The sequence below is a fragment of the Bacillota bacterium genome (assembly GCA_036504675.1).
GTDB lineage: Bacteria > Bacillota > Sulfobacillia > JAJYWN01 > JAJZPE01 > DASXUT01.
On record DASXUT010000069.1, the window covers coordinates 1 to 15,184 of the forward strand.

Genomic DNA, 15,184 nt, shown 5'->3' on the forward strand with positions numbered 1-15,184 from the left:
GCGGGTTGTCGCGCTCTTCCTTGGTCGTCGCCTCGGCGACCCGTCCGGGTTGGCCGGCGGTCCGGGCGCAGACCGCTTCCGCCGCCGTTCGGTCGAAGAATCGCTTCTCCTCGCCCTTGAACCAGCGGCCTTCGTACCGGCCGGCCTCGGGTGAGGTGAACTCGGCCAGCACTTCCCAGAAATCCCGGGCGGCGAAGCTCGCCGCCTCGGCTTCCCGGGCCACGATCATCGCCAGGGTCGGCGTCTGCACCCGCCCGACCGAGTAAACCCCGCCGGCCTTACAACTGAAGGCCCGGGTGGCATTGATCCCGATCAGCCAATCCCCGCGGGCCCGGCACTCGGCCGAGCGGAACAGGCGGTCGTACTCTGAGGACGGTCGGAGCTCGGCGAACCCGCGTCGAATGGCCTCTTTGGTCAGGGACGATACCCACAGGCGACGGGCCGGCAGCTCGAGGCCAAGGATCTCGGTGATCTGCCGGAAGATGAGCTCCCCTTCCCGGGCGGCATCGCAGGCGTTGACCAGGCCGGCCGCCCGCCCGGCCAGCCGGCCGATGATCCCCAGGCGCTCCGCCGCCCCGGCCGCCGGCCGCAGGCGGAAAGCCGGGATGATCGGCAGGGTCTCCAGTCTCCACTTAGCCAGGGCCGGATGGTAATCCTGGGGTTCGCACAGCTCGGCTAGGTGGCCGACGGCCCAGGTCAAGAGCCAGTCTCGGCTCTCATAGTAGCCTTGGCGAGTCCTGAAGCCGCCCAGAGCCTCCACTATGGCCCGAGCCGCACTGGGCTTCTCCGTCAGGATGAGGTCCAACCAAACACCGCTCCCCCCAAAGACCCGTGCAAGCCGGCCGCTCGCGGGCCGAACCGTCAAAACGGCGGGAGGGGCATCACCCCTCCCGCCGGCCGTTTACTAGCTCTTGTCCTTGTCCTGGCCTTTCTGCCCGGTCAGGAGGTCGCTGAAGACGTCTCCGATGGTGGCCAGCCCCCCACCTTCCGCTTCGGGTTTGGCCTTCTGCTCGTATTCGGCCCGGTCCCTGTCCTCCTCGGCTTCGCGCAGCGAGAGGCTGATCCGGTGAGCCTGCGGGTTGACTCCGAGGACCTTCACCTTGACCTCCTGCCCCACGCTGACGACCTCCTCGGGCTTGGCGACGCGCCGGTCGGCCAATTGCGAGATGTGGACCAACCCGTCGATGCCCGGCTGGAGTTCGACGAAGGCACCGAAGGGGGCCAGCCGGACGACCTTGCCGGCGACCACGGAGCCCTCGACGTAGCGTTCCTGGATGCTCGTCCACGGGTCGGGCAGGATCTGCTTATAGCCCAAGGAGATCCGCTCGTTCTCGCGGTCGACCTTGAGCACCTTGACCTTGATCTCCTGGCCTTCGTGGACGACCTCCGATGGATGCTTGACCCGGCCCCAGGACAGCTCGGACACGTGGAGGAGCCCGTCGACACCGCCGAGATCGACGAAGGCACCGAAGTCGGTCAGACGCTTGACCACACCCGTGCGGACCTCGCCTTCGTTGATGTTCCTCCAGGTCTCCTCACGCAGACGCCGCTGTTCCTCTTCGAGGATCAGCTTCCGGGACAGGATGACCTGGTTGCGAGGCCGATCGAGCTCGATCACCCGGACCTTGATCTCCTGCCCGACGAAGGGCTTGAGGTCCTTGACAAAACCGCGCGAGACGTGGGAGGCCGGGATGAACCCGCGGACGCCGGCGTCGACGATCAACCCGCCCTTGACCTCCGCGGTCACCGGGACCTCGATCGGCTCACCGCTCTCGTGGACGGCCTGGAGGTGCTTCCAGGCGTCCTCGTCGTCGGCCCGGCGCTTCGACAGGATGACGTTGCCGTCCTGCCCTTCGACGTTCTTGATCACCACGTTTATCTCATCCCCCACCTTGACCATGTCGGCGGGGGTTTGATTATCCTTCAGACCTAGTTCCCCGACGGGGATAATCCCCTCGGACTTGTAGCCGACGTCGACCATGACCCCTTCGTCGCCGACCGAGACGACCTTGCCGCGGACCAGTTCCCCGTTCTTCAGGTCCCGGAGGGCCTTCTCCATCTCCGCCTGTCCCTCGGTCATGCTCTCGACCTCGGGGGCCGCGACCTTCTCCTCTTCCTTCGCCGGCTCTGACGGCTCGGCCGTCCTGGCTTCCTCCCGTTCCGCTTCCGGCTCCTTGCCCTCGTCGAGTTCCTTCATCATGGCGACGACCTCCTCTGTGATCCAGTCCGGCGTAGAGGCCCCGGCCAGGATGGCCACGGTCTCCGCCCCGGAAAACCAGCCCGGCTCGACTTCAGCCGCTGATTCCAAATGATAAGTGCGAGCCCCCGCGGCCCGGCTGATCTCCGCCAATTGGCGAGTGTTGGCCGAATGCCGGCCGCCGACGACCAGGACCACGTCGGCCCCACCGGCCAGTTCCCTGGCCTCCGCCTGGCGGTCGAGGGTGACCCGGCAGATCGTCGGTTCGACCCTGACCTCGCGGGCCTTTTCCCGCAGGGCCTCGACGACCGCCTCAAGCTTGGCCGCCGGTTGCGTGGTCTGGGAGAGGACGCCGACCCGATCCATGGGGGGCATCTTCCGGATGTCCTCCGGCCCGTCGACGACGACGGCCTTACCCCCGGTCCACCCGACGACCGACTGGACCTCGGTGTGCTTTGGGTCGCCGACGATGACCACCGTGTAGCCCTCTTCCGAGAGCCGGGCGGCGGCTTCCTGGGCTCGCTTGACCAGCGGGCAAGTGGCGTCGCAGACGACAAGACCCTTACGCCTGACCTCCTCGGCTAGGCCCGGGGATACGCCATGCGAAGGGAGGAGGACCGCGCCGCTTTCGATCTCATCGAGTCCGACGGCTTCTTTGACCCCGCGCGCAGCCAGAGCCTCGACGACCGGCCGATTGTGGATGACCGGCCCCAGACTATGTCCGCCGCCGTCGTTGGCCATCTGCTCGGCCATCTCGACCGCTCGGCGTACGCCGAAGCAGAAACCGGCGTTCTTGGCGAGCGTGACCCGCAAGCCCTCACCCCGTCGCTTTCTTCTGGTCGATCTCGATCAGTGAGGCGATCTGCTCCATCACCGCCGCCCCGACCCTTTCGAGATCGCCGGGGCTGAGCTTCACCCCGCAGAGGTCGGGGAAGGTCATCGCCGGTCCGAGGCGGAAGCGCAGGGTCTTGAAAAGGCCGTAATCTCCGGTCGCCGCCGCCGGGCAGATGGGAGCCCCTGACTTCAGGGCCAAGAGGGCCAACCCGGGCTCGGCCCGGCCGAGTCTCCCAGTCCGGCTGCGGGTTCCCTCGGGGAACATCCCGACGACCTTCCGCTGTTCGAGGAGTTCGAGGGTCCGGCGCAGGGCCCCGCGGTCCGGCTTGCCCCGCTTGACCGGGTAGGCCCCCAGCCAGCGTAGGGCGGAAGAGAAGAGCGGGGCCCGAAATAACTCCACCTTCGCCATGAAGTAGACCGGCCGGTCCACGGCGCAAGCCATGTTCACCGGGTCCATCCAGTGGACGTGATTCGAAACCAGAAGAACAGGCCCCTCCTTGGGCAGGTTCTCCCGACCGTAAACGCGCCACCGGGAGAACAGCCGGAGATAGAGTCGGAAGAAGCCCCTGACGAACTGATAGAACAAGTTAACTCTCCCCCGGCGAGCCCGCTCCCGAGGCGACGGCCCGTCCGCACGCACAAAGCATGCTCTCGACCATCTGGTCGATGGTCAGCTCCGACGAGTCTACCTCGACCGCGCCGAGCGCCTTGCGCAGGGGCGCGACGGCCCGTCCGCTGTCGATTTCGTCCCGGCGGGCGATGTCCTGACGGACCGAAGGCAGGCTGACCTCAAAGCCCTTCCGGCGAAGTTCTTCGAAGCGCCGTCTGACCCGTTCCTCCAGAGAGGCCGTCAGATAAAACTTGACCTCAGCGTCGGGCAGGACGTTCGTCCCGGCGTCGCGGCCATCCATGACGACCCCTCCATGCTCGGCCATGGCCCTCTGCTGTTCGACCAGGCGGCGGCGGACGGCGGGCACCTTGGCCACGTCGGACACGGCGGCGTTGACCTCCGGGGCCCGGATGGCCTCGGTGACGTCCTCGCCGTCAAGGACGACCCGGTAGAGTCCGTCGGGAAGATCCGGTTTGGTCAACCTGATCAGACTCGCCGCGGCCAATCGACCGAGGGCCTCTTCATCGGCCAGGTCGACCCGCCGGCGTAGAGCCTTGAGGGTCAATGCTCGGTACATCGCTCCGGTATCGATATACAGATAACCAAGACGCTTGGCGATGCTCTTCGCGGCGGTGCTCTTCCCCGCGCCGGCCGGCCCGTCGACAGTGATCCGGATCCCCTTCTCCATCCGTTTCCTCCCGTGCAAGGGTAACCTTCACTGTGATTCGACGTGCCCCCGGACATTCCTTTATGGGCGTAGTATTTGCCCGCCACCCACCGTGGATGCAGACTCGCCCTGTCGTGCCTGCTATCGAGATGTTGCAGGGACACCAAGAACGGGCCCGCAGGCCCGTCGGTCTTTCGCCCGCCCAAGCCGCTCAGCGCCCCTCCTGCGCAGCCAAGAGCACTTTTCGACGAGGCCTCTCACGGCCCTTTCGTCTTGACCCGTCCCATCAGGGCGATGTCCCGCCGGCAGATGACCTCCGTGCCGATCACCGGCTCGGTCACTCCGGACGACGCCCGGCTGACGCGGAACCTCAACTCACTGCGGTAGCTGGCGCCGTCGATCTCCAACAGGTCGCCGTCCTTGACCGGGATGGTCACTTCAGCTCGGCTGAAACGGGCCACCGGTTGACCGTTGACGAGGACCACGGCCGAGTCGGCCGAGTTGCGTCCTTCCAGGCGGAGTACCAACCAGGGCCCCTGAAGAGAAGGCTTGGCCACGCTCGACCGTGCGCCGACGGCGCCGGCGACGCCTTCGTCGGCCAAAGCGACGTCCAGGCTGACCCCCTCGAGGCGATCGACGTAACTGAGGTACCGTCGGGCCTCGTCCCTGGCCAAGAAGGTCTGGGCAACGACCAGCAGGACACAGAGGGCGATGGTCACCCGCAGGAGCGATCCCTCGACCCGCTGCGTCCATGTTTTGTACCTTTGCCGGCGCGACATGGTGCAAAGGCCCCCCCGGACGGGCCCGGGGGCCCGTACCCCTATTCATATGAGTCCGGGCGGGACCTTATACTCCTGAGTTTGGGCGGGACACCTCATCCTCCCGGGCCTCGTGGGACGAGGCGTCCTCTCAGCCCCGTGGGTCGGTCGCCGCATGCTCGCCGGCCAAGCGCCCGCTGGCGAAAGCCGCCTGGATGTTGTAGCCGCCGGTGTAGCCGTCGACGTCAAGGACCTCGCCGCCGAAGTATATCCCATTGACCAGGCGCGATCCCATCGTCCCCGGGTCGACTTCGGTCGTCGCCACCCCGCCGGCGGTGATGATCGCCTCTTTCAGCGGCCTGGTCGCGGTAATGGTCAGGGCCAACCCCTTGAGCAGCGTGCCCAGGTGCCTGCGCTCGTCCCTCGTGACCTGGTGGGCCGGCTTCTCCGGGTCGATTCCGGAGAGGCGGACCACCGGGTCGATCAGTAACCTCGGCAGCAGAGCGTCGAGGCAGTTCTTGAAGGCCTTGCGCGACCGTTCCCCGAGGTCTCGCTGGAGCCTCAGGTCCAGCACCTCCAAGTCGAGGGCCGGCTTGAGGTCGATGGTCAGCTTGACCGGGCCGCGACCGGCGGCCAGTTCGAGCCCGGCGGCTCGGCTCAGGGTGAGAATGATGGGGCCGGACACGCCGTAATGGGTGAAGAGCATCTCGCCGAACTCCTCGCCAACCGCCTTCCCCTGCCGGTTCCAGGCCGTCGCCCTCACGTTGCGCAGGCTCAGTCCCTGGACGCCGGCAACCCAGTCCTCCGCGGCGACCAACGGGACCAGGGCCGGCCTGATCGGCACGACGGTGTGGCCGGCGGCCGCGGCGAAGGCATAGCCGTCCCCGGTCGAACCGGTTCCCGGGTAGGAGGCGCCTCCCGTGCAGACGACCACCCGCTCGGCTTCGACCACCCCTTCGACCGTCCGGACGCCGGTCACGGCTCCGCGTTCGATGATGAGCCCGGTACAGTCCTGATTCAGCCGGACCTCGACCTGCCCCCGACGAAGGTAGCGGTCGAGGGCGTCGATGACGTCAAAGGCGCGGTCGGAGACGGGAAAGACCCGATCGCCCCGCTCGACTTTGGTTTCGACCCCCAACCCGGCGAAGAAGGCGCGCGTGGCGTCGGCGTCCCAGGCGGCCAGGGCTCGATATAGGAAGCGGCCGTTGCCGGGCATCCCCGCGACCAGACCGGCCAGGTCGGTCGCATGGGTCAGGTTGCACCGGCCTTTACCGCTGATCCCCAGTTTGCGGCCGAGGCGACGGTTCTTCTCCAGGAGGATGACCCGGGCCCCCAGCTCGGCTGCCCGTCCGGCGGCCATGCAACCGGCCGCCCCTCCCCCGACCACGGCGACGCGGACCCGGCCGCCGTCCTTGACCCCCATGTCCCCGGCGCCCTCCCGCTTCAAGCCCGCTCCAGTGCCTGATCTAGGTCGGCAATGAGGTCCGCCGGGTCCTCGAGGCCGACCGACAGTCGGATCTGCTCCTCCCCGATAGCCAGTCCGGCCCGCTCACCGGGACTCAGGTTGCGATGCGAGGTCTTGGCCGGATGGGAGACGGTCGTGAACACATCGCCCAGACTCGGCACGAATTCGACCAGCCGGAGGGCTCCGATGATCCGCCCCGCCGCCCCCACCCCGCCCCGCGGCTCGAAGCTCAACATCCCCCCGAAGCCCCGGGACAACACTCGTTGGGCCAACGAGTACTGATGGTTGTCCGGCAGGCCCGGGTAGTTGACCAGCGCCACCCGCGGGTGAACGCTCAGGTGCTTGGCCACGGTCAGGGCCGTGGACGATTGGCGGGCCATCCGGACAGCCAGCGTCCGCAGGCCCCGAAGGACCAGCCAGGCGCCGAAAGGGTCGAGGGTCGGACCGAAGTCGATTGCGGCCGACCTGGCCTTCTTCACCGCATCGCGCGGCCCGCAGAGGACCCCGGCGGTGACGTCGCCGTGTCCATTGAGGTACTTGGTCGCGCTGTGGACGACCAGGTCGGCCCCGTGCTCCAGGGGCCGACAGTGATACGGGCTGGCGAAGGTGTTGTCGCAGACGAAGACGAGGCCGCGCCTTCGACAGATCTCGGCCAGTCGTTCGAGGTTGCAGAGGCGCATCGTCGGGTTGGAGATCGTCTCGGCCAGGAGGACCCGGGTGGCCGGGCCGACCGCCGCCTCGACCGCTCCCAGGTCGGTCAGGTCGACCAGCCGGTGATGGTAACCGAGTCGACCCAAGGTCCCCCGGAAGAGGGCCAGGGTACCGCCGTACAGGTCCCGCGTGGCCAGGATCTCGGTCCCTGGCTCGGCCGCCGTGACCACCGTCAGGAGCAGGGCCGCCGTCCCCGAGGCCACGGCCAGACAGTCGCCGGCCCCCTCGAGGGCGGCCACCACCGACTCCAGCGAGGCCTGGTTGGCCCCGGCATAGCGGGTATACATGTAGCCGGGCTCGCGCCCTTCCATGAGCTTGTCCACGTCTTCCAGTTCCTCGAAGACGTAAGCCGCGGTCTGCTCGATGGGCAGGGCCCCCGGTCGGGTCAGCGAGGCCGGCCTGGCCCGCCCGATGCCCAGCGGGAGGCTGTCAAAACGGAGATCGGTCAATGCTGATGTCCCCTTTCGGCCGGGAAAGCCGCTCGCGCCTCGGGTAAACCCCGGGCGCGAGCGCCAAGGCGTTTCTTACAAGCGTTTCGCCGGTCGGGCGGCCTATCCTTCCACGAACTTCTCGGCCACCCGGTAGACGTCCCCGGCTCCCATGGTCATGACCACGTCCCCCGGTCTCGTCTCCCGCTTCAAAAAGTCGACAATCTGGTCGAAGTCCGGGAGATACTCGACCTCGGCCCCGTTCTCGGCGATCAACCGGGCCAGATCCCGCGAGCTGACGTCACCGGGGTCTTCCTCGCGCGCGGCATAGATGTCGGTGATCACCAGGCGATCGGCCGCCGTCAGCTCTCGGGCGAAAGCCCCCATCAGATCCCTGGTCCGGGAGTAAAGGTGCGGCTGGAAGACGCACCACAGCCGGTTGGCCTCAAGGCGGCGGGCGGCCTCCAGGGTCGACCGGATGGCCGTCGGGTGATGGGCGTAGTCGTCATAGACGGTCACGCCGCCGCGCGCGCCCTTGGCCTCGAACCGGCGATGGGCCCCCCGGAAGTCGCCGAGGGCCTCGGCGGCCGTCTGGGGAACCACCCCCAGCCGCGCGCCGACGGCCAAGGCCGCCAGAGCGTTGGACACGTTGTGACGGCCGGGGACCTTCAGCTCGACCCGGGCCACCGGCCGTCCGTCAAGGACGGCCTTGAACGACGCGTAAGGCGTCCCCCCGAAATCGATCCCCGTCGCCCGCCAGCGGGCGGCGCCGTCGATGGCGTAAGACACCACCTCGGCCTTCACCGACGGCCCGATCCCGATCACCCTCGGGTCGTCGTGGTTGAGGATGACGGCCCCGTCCGGCCGCACCGTCTCGGCGAAACGCCGGAAGGCCGCGGCCACGTTGGAGAGGCTCTTGAAGTAGTCGAGGTGGTCGTCGTCGATGTTCAGGATGGCCGCGACCCGGGGACGGAGGGCCAGGAAAGACCCGTTGAACTCGCAGGCCTCGGCGACGAAGTACGGTGAGTCCCCGACCCTGGCGTTGCCCCCGAGTTCCTCGACCTCTCCGCCGACCAGGACGGTCGGGTCGAGCCCGGAACGCTCGAGGATGACGCCGACCATGGCCGTGGTCGTGGTCTTCCCGTGAGTCCCGGCCACGGCGACTCCCCAGTCGACTCTGCTCATCAACAGGCCGAGGAGCTCGGCCCGGGTCAGGACGGGCAAGCCAAGTTCGGCGGCCCGGGCCAGCTCGGGGTTGCCGGGCCGGACCGCGGCGGTATAGATGACGAGGTCCGCTCCGTCGACGGCCTCCGCTCGGTGGCCGACGGTGAATCGGACCCCCATGTCCCGCAGCTTGTCGGTGATCGGCGAGGCCTTCAGGTCGGACCCCGAGATCGCGTAACCGTACCGTCGCAGGACCAGGGCCAGGCCGCTCATGCCGATTCCGCCGAGCCCGATGAAATGGATCCGGCGGACGGGGCGTCGGGATACGTCTTCGAACATCCTGCCCGGTGCACCTCCGGGGGCGGATCCGCGGCCCACGCCCGCAACGGGAGCCTTGGGACCCGTCTGGCAGTCTATTCTATTATCCCGCCCCTGACCCGGTGATATGCGGCCCGGACGGCCTGGGCTCACCCGGCGCCGGCCAGGAAGTCGATCACTTCCCGCTCGCCGCCGGCCACCAGGGCCGCCCCAGCCCTGACCGTCGCGTAAGTCCTGGCGGCCAGGCCGCCGGTGTAGTCGCGCTCAGCCACCGGGGTCTTCTCGACCATGACCACCGTCTTCCCGCGAGCCTCGCTCTCGGCGACGGCGGTGAGGTTGGCCAGGTTGCCGTGACCGAAGGGGACGTCGGTGACGACGACCACGTCGGCCGAGTCCATCAGCTGGAGGTTGCGCCGCCGGGCCTCCTCGGGGATGGCCGAGAACGGGGGCGCGTCGACCGTCGTCACCCCAAGGGTCTTGGCCAGACGCCAGTCGCTGTCGCCGACGTTCAGGACCCCGACCGAGACCGCGTACCCCAGGGTGGTCAGTGACTCGATCAGGTTGCCCGAGGCTCCCCCACCGCCGACCACGTGGACGCGCCGGCGACGGCGAGCCACGGTGGCCTGCCCGGCCGACCCGGGCAACAGGGTCACCTGCGGGTCGCCGGTCAGCGGATGAACCCCGAGGGCCACCCCCGGCCCATAGGCCCTCCGCAGATTATCCGACGTCAGGACCTCCCGCGGAGTTCCGTGGGACAGGACCCGGCCCGAGGTCAAGAAGACCATCTCCTGGCAATACAAAGCAGCCAGGTTGAGGTCGTGGAGGACGATCACCACCGACAACCCGGCCTCCCGGTTTAGCCTTCGGAGCAGGTCGAGGACCTCGAGCTGGTGGCCGGGGTCGAGGTGCGAGGTCGGCTCGTCGAGGAGCAGCACGGTCGGCTCCTGGGCCAGCGCCCGGGCGAGGGCCACCCGCTGGCGCTCACCCCCGCTCAACTCGCCGACGATGCGTCCGGCCAGGGACAGGGTCGACGTGAAGCGCATGGCCTGGTTGGCCACCTCGAGGTCCCGCGCCCCCTCTCGCCGCGAGCGCGCCAGGTGGGGCAGACGCCCGAGGAGGACCACCTCTTCCACCGTGAACGCCAGCTCCGAGCGGTCATCCTGCTCGACGACGGCCATCTCTCTGGCCACCTCTTCCGGGCGCAGCCGATAGAGGTCTCTCCCGTCCAGCAGCACCTCTCCGCGCCTCGGCCGGAGCACCCGGCTGAGGGTCCGGACCAGCGTCGACTTGCCCGAGGCGTTGGGGCCGACCAGGCCGACGAAGCCCCCCTTCGGAACCTCCACGTCGACTTGATGGAGGACGTCCGCCCCGCCATAGGAGCAGGTCACCTGGCGGGCTCCAAGGACGGTCACCGACCTCACCTCGCTCACCCCCCAGCCCCCCGCCGCGACCGGCGAAGCAGATAGATGAAGAACGGCCCGCCCAGAAGGGCGGTGATGATGCCGACCGGGATCTCCGATGGCGGAATCAGCGTCCTGGCCACCAGATCGGCCAGGATCAGAAGGATCGCCCCGGCCAGTCCGGAGGCCGGAAGGAGCAGGCGGTGGTCCGGCCCGACGATCAGGCGGATGGCGTGCGGGATGACCAATCCGACGAAACCGATCACCCCGCTGGCGGCCACGGCCGCCCCGGTGGCCATGGTGGTCGCCACGAGCAGCCATCGTTTCAAGCGTTCCACGCTGATCCCCAGGTGCTCGGCGGCCTCCTCCCCGAGGAGGAGGGCGTTCAGGTCACGGGCGTGGTAAGCCAGGATCCCCACCCCGACGAGGATGTACGGGGCAGCCGCGATGACGTGCTCCCAGCCCCGGCCGGAGAAGCCGCCCATCAGCCAGAAGACGATCTGGCGGAGGTCCCTCTGGGAGAAGACGGTCACCGCCGAGACCAGGGCCGACAGAAGGGCCCCAACGGCCACCCCGGACAGGAGCAGGTCGGTCACCGGCACCCGGGAGCCGCGTCTGGCCAACCGGTAGACGGCGAATACGGCCGCGGTGGCGCCGGCGAAAGCCAACAAGGGAACGGCCCCGATGGTCGCCACCGTGGTCTCCAGGTGGAGGGCGATGCCCAGGGCGGCGCCGGCGGCCGCCCCCGAGGACACGCCGATCAGGTACGGGTCGGCCATCGGGTTGCGAAAGAGCCCCTGGAAGGCGGTGCCCGAGACGCCCAGGGCCAGACCGACCAGAGCGGCCAGGGTCACCCGGGGCAGGCGAACGACCAGGATGATCATGGCCGTCGTCTCCTTGACCGAACCCTGCAGCCTGGGGCCGACCAGGGGGAGGTGGGACAGGATGGCGCGAACGGTCTCCCCCAGCGGGATGGGCACCGTCCCCAGGGCCGTGCCCAGAAGGGCGCTGGCGACCAGGCCGGCCGCCAGAAGCCCCAGGACGGTCGCTTGTTTGGCCCTGGTCTTCATCCCCTCACCTCCCCGCCCCTCAGTCAGCCGTCACTTGACCACGTCCGGATGGAGCAGCTTGGCCACCGTCTGGACACCGTCGACGATCCGTGGTCCGGGGCGAGAGACGATGTCGGGATCGACGGTGTAGACCCGCCCCGTCTTGACCGCCTTGAGCTTGTCCCAGCCCTTCATGGCCTTGAGTTGGTCGAGCAAGGTCCGGTCGATCAGCGGGACGATGATCACATCCGGGTCCCTGGCGATCAGGGCCTCCAGGTTGAACTGAGGGTAATCCTGCTTGGCGTCGGCGGCGATGTTCCGTCCGCCGGCCAGAGTGATCAGGTCGTCGATGAACGAGCCCGGTCCGACCGTGTAGAGCATCCGGTCGAGGACCCAGAAGACGGTCGGCCGCTTGTCGGCCGGCACCGAGGCTACCTGAACCTCCACCCCGGCCAGTCTCTTCTCCATCGCCTCGGCCAGTTGGCCGGCCTTGCCTGAGGTCCCGGTGATCCGGCCGACCAGCCTGATGTCGGCCATGGCGTCCTTGACCTTATTGGCGTTGAGGATGAAGACGTTTATCTTGTACCCTTCCAGCTTCTTGACGATCTCGCTCTGGGCCGTCCCGACGGCCAGGACGAGGTCGGGCTGAAGGGCGACCATCTTCTCGAAGTTGGGGCTAAGGGCGTCCCCGACCTTCTCCCGCTTGCCCGCCTCGGCCGGGTAGTTGTCGTAGTTCGAGACCCCGACAACCCGGTCGCCAAGGCCCAGGGCGAAAAGGATTTCGGCGTTGGAGGGAGCCATCGAGATGATCCGCTCCGGCCGGCCTTTCAACTCGACCTGGCGCCCGGCGTCGTCGGCCACGGCGGTAGCCTTTGGAGCGACCAGCGAACAGGCTCCGCCGGTCATGGCGAGGAGGGTGGACAATATGGCGATGACCACCCGGCGGAGGATCAGGGCCCGGCGCGCACCGGCCAATGACGGCTGATTCACGGATGAAGACCACCTTTCCAGTCTGACTGAGGCCACCGGCTTGCCGGTGGCGACGCGGAAAAAACGGACCCCGGCTCACCCTCTTCGGGGGGCCGGGGTCTTCAACCGTCGCGCTGATCTTGCCTCTGTCGCGCCATGGTCGCACGCCCCCTCTCCTTCGAAGGTTCGGTACGGGCCGACTGGGCAGGTCTCCTGACTTCGGGATCAACGTCGGCGGCGCGCCTTCCCGCCGACCTCTTGGTCGGCAGTGGCCGATAGCGCCTGACTCCCCCGTTACAGTGGCGGGACCGTCCGGGTTTCGCACCCGGTTCCCTATTATCCCCGGCCATGACGGCCGAGGCACCCAGCTGGTAAGGTATGCAATTTTCGCCTTGATTATATTCCGTCTGGCGGCCGCCGGTCAAGGGGCCCCTCTCGCTTCAACCCTCAGTAGGGGCGGCCTCGTTCCGGGTGTCCCCGGCCACCGGAAGCTCGCAGCGGGCGCAGTCCTCCTCGCACGGCTCCATGTGGATGAGGATGTAGGACCGCGGGAAGCGCTTCCTGATCGCCGCCTCGATGGCGTCACTCAACTTATGGACCTCGAGGATGGGCAGGCTCTTGTGGACCACCAGGTGAAGGTCGATGTGCCGTTCGGCGCCGGACCGCCGTGACCGAAGCTTGTGGAACTCCACGTAGTCGGAGGAGAACTCCTCGATGGCCGCGATGACCTGCTTCTCCTCATCCTCCGGCAGTTCGACGTCGAGCAGAGGCCGGAAAGCCGTCCTGGTGAGGTCCCAGGCGGCCTTGATGATCAGGGCGGCGACCCCCATGGCGACCAGGGGGTCCAGGATGTGCAATCCGGTCAGCTTCAAGAGGCCGAGTCCGACGGCGACCCCGGCCGAAGTGTAGACATCGGTCCGCAGGTGAAGGGCGTCCGCCTCGAGGGCGATGGACTCAGTCTCTCGGGCGACGCGGAAGAGGATCTGCGAAATGACCGTGTTGACCGCGGCCGACACCGCCATGACCACGACCCCATAACCGATGCTCTCCACGGCCCCACCGGCCATCAGCCGGCGGGCGGCTTCGATGATGATCCAGATGGCGGCGATGAAGATCAAGATCGCCTCGACGACCCCGGAGACGTTCTCGATCTTCCCGTGACCGTAAGGATGCACCTGATCCGGAGGCTTGGCCGCCTGCCTGACCGAAAAGAAGGCGACCAGGGCGGCCACCAGGTCAAGCCCAGAATGGATAGCCTCCGAGATGACGCTGACCGAGCCCATGACCAAGCCGACGGCCAGCTTCATCACAACGAGCAGGCTGTTGGACATGACCGACAGGCGGGCTGTTCTGACGCGAGGGTCCATCGGCTCTCATGCTCCTCCGGCCACGTCTCGGGGGAAGCCCTGGCAGGGCGAAGCCCAACAAAAAAGGACTCCCTTGACGTGGCAAAGTGAAGTCCCACGGGGGGCAGTATTCTGTCCCGCTGCCCATGAGGGCCCGGCACCGGATATCTCCGGCCTGACACCGCTGATTATACCATACGCTCAATGGGTGGGCAACGGTGCCTTCCGGAGGGCCAGCAGCTGGCTGACGGTGACGAACTTGAAGCCGCGGTCAGAAAGGACCTTCATGATCTGCGGGAGGGCCTTCAGGGTCTGGCCGTGGTTGACCCCTTCATGGAGGAGGATGATGTCCCCCGGAAGGGCTGCCTCGGTCGCCCGCCGAGTGATCTTGTCACTCCCGGGTGCATAAGCGTCGCTGGGGTTGGTCGTCCAGGTCCACAGGATGATATCGTAGCCGAGGCTCTTGACCACCGAGATGAGATGAGGGTTGTACGCCCCGCCCGGCGGCCTGAAGACCTTGGTCTGATACCCGGAGACGTCGCCGACCAGCGCGGCCGTCTTCTCGATCTGCCGGACGATTTCTCCCTCCGGCAGGTGACTCAGGTTGTACTGGTGGGAATAGGTGTGATTGCCGACCTCGTGCCCGGCCGCCACGACCTGTCGGACGAGGTCGGGGTATTCCTCGACGTTCCGCCCGATAAAGAAGAAGGTGGCCTTGGCACCGTACTGGTCGAGAGCCTTCAGGACCGCCGGGGTGTACTTGGGGTCGGGGCCGTCATCGAAGGTCAGGGCAATCGCCGGTTCATCAGTGGATACGTACCAGACGAGGTCGGGGTTGCTGCCCCCGCGGGCGTTGGCCCAGACGGCCAGACTCTGGTAGGCCAGGACGATGGTCAGGCAGATCAGGGCGGCCAAAATCGTTCTGGCTTGCCGCCGGCCGACCACAAAAAAGAACAAACCTGCTCCCCCCGTCCCGGCCAGACTCCCTCACCCTTAGAGATATGGAAGAGGGACGGCTAATAGAAGGGAGCAGCCCCCAAAACGGTGGACCGGGCCGGCCCCGGTCTCGCCGCGGCCGGCCCGCATGGAGGCTACTTCTTGGCCGCACCGATAGCCTCGGCGATGACCTTCCAGAACCCCGGCTCCTCGAAGCCCAGACGCCACACCCCGACCCCTCGCAGCTTGTACTTCTTGGCCAGAGCGGCCCGCTCGCGGAACGCCTCGGCGTCCTGGAACCAAACCTCGTGGGCCAGTCCATCCTTCGTGTA

Annotated in this window: 13 protein-coding genes and 1 riboswitch; all 13 genes read right to left on the reverse strand. The window is 67.6% G+C overall.

The window, feature by feature from the left end; translation table 11 throughout:
• On the reverse strand, nucleotides 1–805 hold an 805-nt coding region (locus tag VGL40_05285; GenBank protein HEY3314681.1), incomplete at its 3' end, for a DNA topoisomerase.
• A 99-nt stretch (nucleotides 806–904) separates the two neighbouring features.
• A complete protein-coding gene (locus tag VGL40_05290; protein HEY3314682.1) occupies nucleotides 905–3,010 on the reverse strand; it encodes a bifunctional 4-hydroxy-3-methylbut-2-enyl diphosphate reductase/30S ribosomal protein S1 in 2,106 nt (701 codons plus the stop codon).
• A 4-nt stretch (nucleotides 3,011–3,014) separates the two neighbouring features.
• Entirely contained in the window at nucleotides 3,015–3,617 is a 603-nt protein-coding gene (locus VGL40_05295; GenBank protein ID HEY3314683.1) for a lysophospholipid acyltransferase family protein, read from the reverse strand.
• Between the two features lies 1 nt (nucleotide 3,618).
• Nucleotides 3,619–4,329 (reverse strand): (d)CMP kinase, encoded by a 711-nt coding sequence (gene cmk / locus VGL40_05300; GenBank protein ID HEY3314684.1) that lies wholly within the window; start codon nucleotides 4,327–4,329, stop codon nucleotides 3,619–3,621.
• Between the two features lie 236 nt (nucleotides 4,330–4,565).
• Entirely contained in the window at nucleotides 4,566–5,087 is a 522-nt protein-coding gene (locus VGL40_05305) for a hypothetical protein (protein ID HEY3314685.1), read from the reverse strand.
• Between the two features lie 130 nt (nucleotides 5,088–5,217).
• The gene (locus VGL40_05310; GenBank protein ID HEY3314686.1) at nucleotides 5,218–6,489 is read right to left on the reverse strand and encodes an NAD(P)/FAD-dependent oxidoreductase; all 1,272 of its coding nucleotides are present in this window, start codon (nucleotides 6,487–6,489) and stop codon (nucleotides 5,218–5,220) included.
• A gap of 20 nt (nucleotides 6,490–6,509) precedes the next feature.
• Nucleotides 6,510–7,691: an aminotransferase class I/II-fold pyridoxal phosphate-dependent enzyme gene (locus VGL40_05315; protein HEY3314687.1), complete on the reverse strand. Its 1,182-nt coding sequence runs from the start codon at nucleotides 7,689–7,691 to the stop codon at nucleotides 6,510–6,512.
• Nucleotides 7,692–7,793: 102 nt separating this feature from the next.
• Nucleotides 7,794–9,173 (reverse strand): UDP-N-acetylmuramate--L-alanine ligase, encoded by a 1,380-nt coding sequence (gene murC / locus VGL40_05320; GenBank protein ID HEY3314688.1) that lies wholly within the window; start codon nucleotides 9,171–9,173, stop codon nucleotides 7,794–7,796.
• A gap of 128 nt (nucleotides 9,174–9,301) precedes the next feature.
• A complete protein-coding gene (locus VGL40_05325) occupies nucleotides 9,302–10,582 on the reverse strand; it encodes an ABC transporter ATP-binding protein (GenBank protein HEY3314689.1) in 1,281 nt (426 codons plus the stop codon).
• Nucleotides 10,579–11,622 carry an iron chelate uptake ABC transporter family permease subunit gene (locus tag VGL40_05330; protein ID HEY3314690.1) on the reverse strand — a complete coding sequence of 348 codons (1,044 nt, stop codon included), beginning with the start codon at nucleotides 11,620–11,622 and terminating at the stop codon, nucleotides 10,579–10,581. Before VGL40_05330 ends, VGL40_05325 begins: the two co-directional genes overlap by 4 nt.
• A gap of 30 nt (nucleotides 11,623–11,652) precedes the next feature.
• Nucleotides 11,653–12,591, reverse strand: coding sequence for a cobalamin-binding protein (locus VGL40_05335; GenBank protein ID HEY3314691.1), 939 nt, complete (start codon nucleotides 12,589–12,591; stop codon nucleotides 11,653–11,655).
• Between the two features lie 164 nt (nucleotides 12,592–12,755).
• Nucleotides 12,756–12,953, reverse strand: a riboswitch (cobalamin riboswitch).
• Nucleotides 12,954–13,010: 57 nt separating this feature from the next.
• Complete coding sequence (locus VGL40_05340; GenBank protein ID HEY3314692.1) at nucleotides 13,011–13,937, reverse strand: cation diffusion facilitator family transporter; 927 nt, start codon at nucleotides 13,935–13,937, stop codon at nucleotides 13,011–13,013.
• A gap of 180 nt (nucleotides 13,938–14,117) precedes the next feature.
• Complete coding sequence (locus tag VGL40_05345; protein ID HEY3314693.1) at nucleotides 14,118–14,873, reverse strand: polysaccharide deacetylase family protein; 756 nt, start codon at nucleotides 14,871–14,873, stop codon at nucleotides 14,118–14,120.
• Nucleotides 14,874–15,184 lie beyond the last annotated feature (311 nt).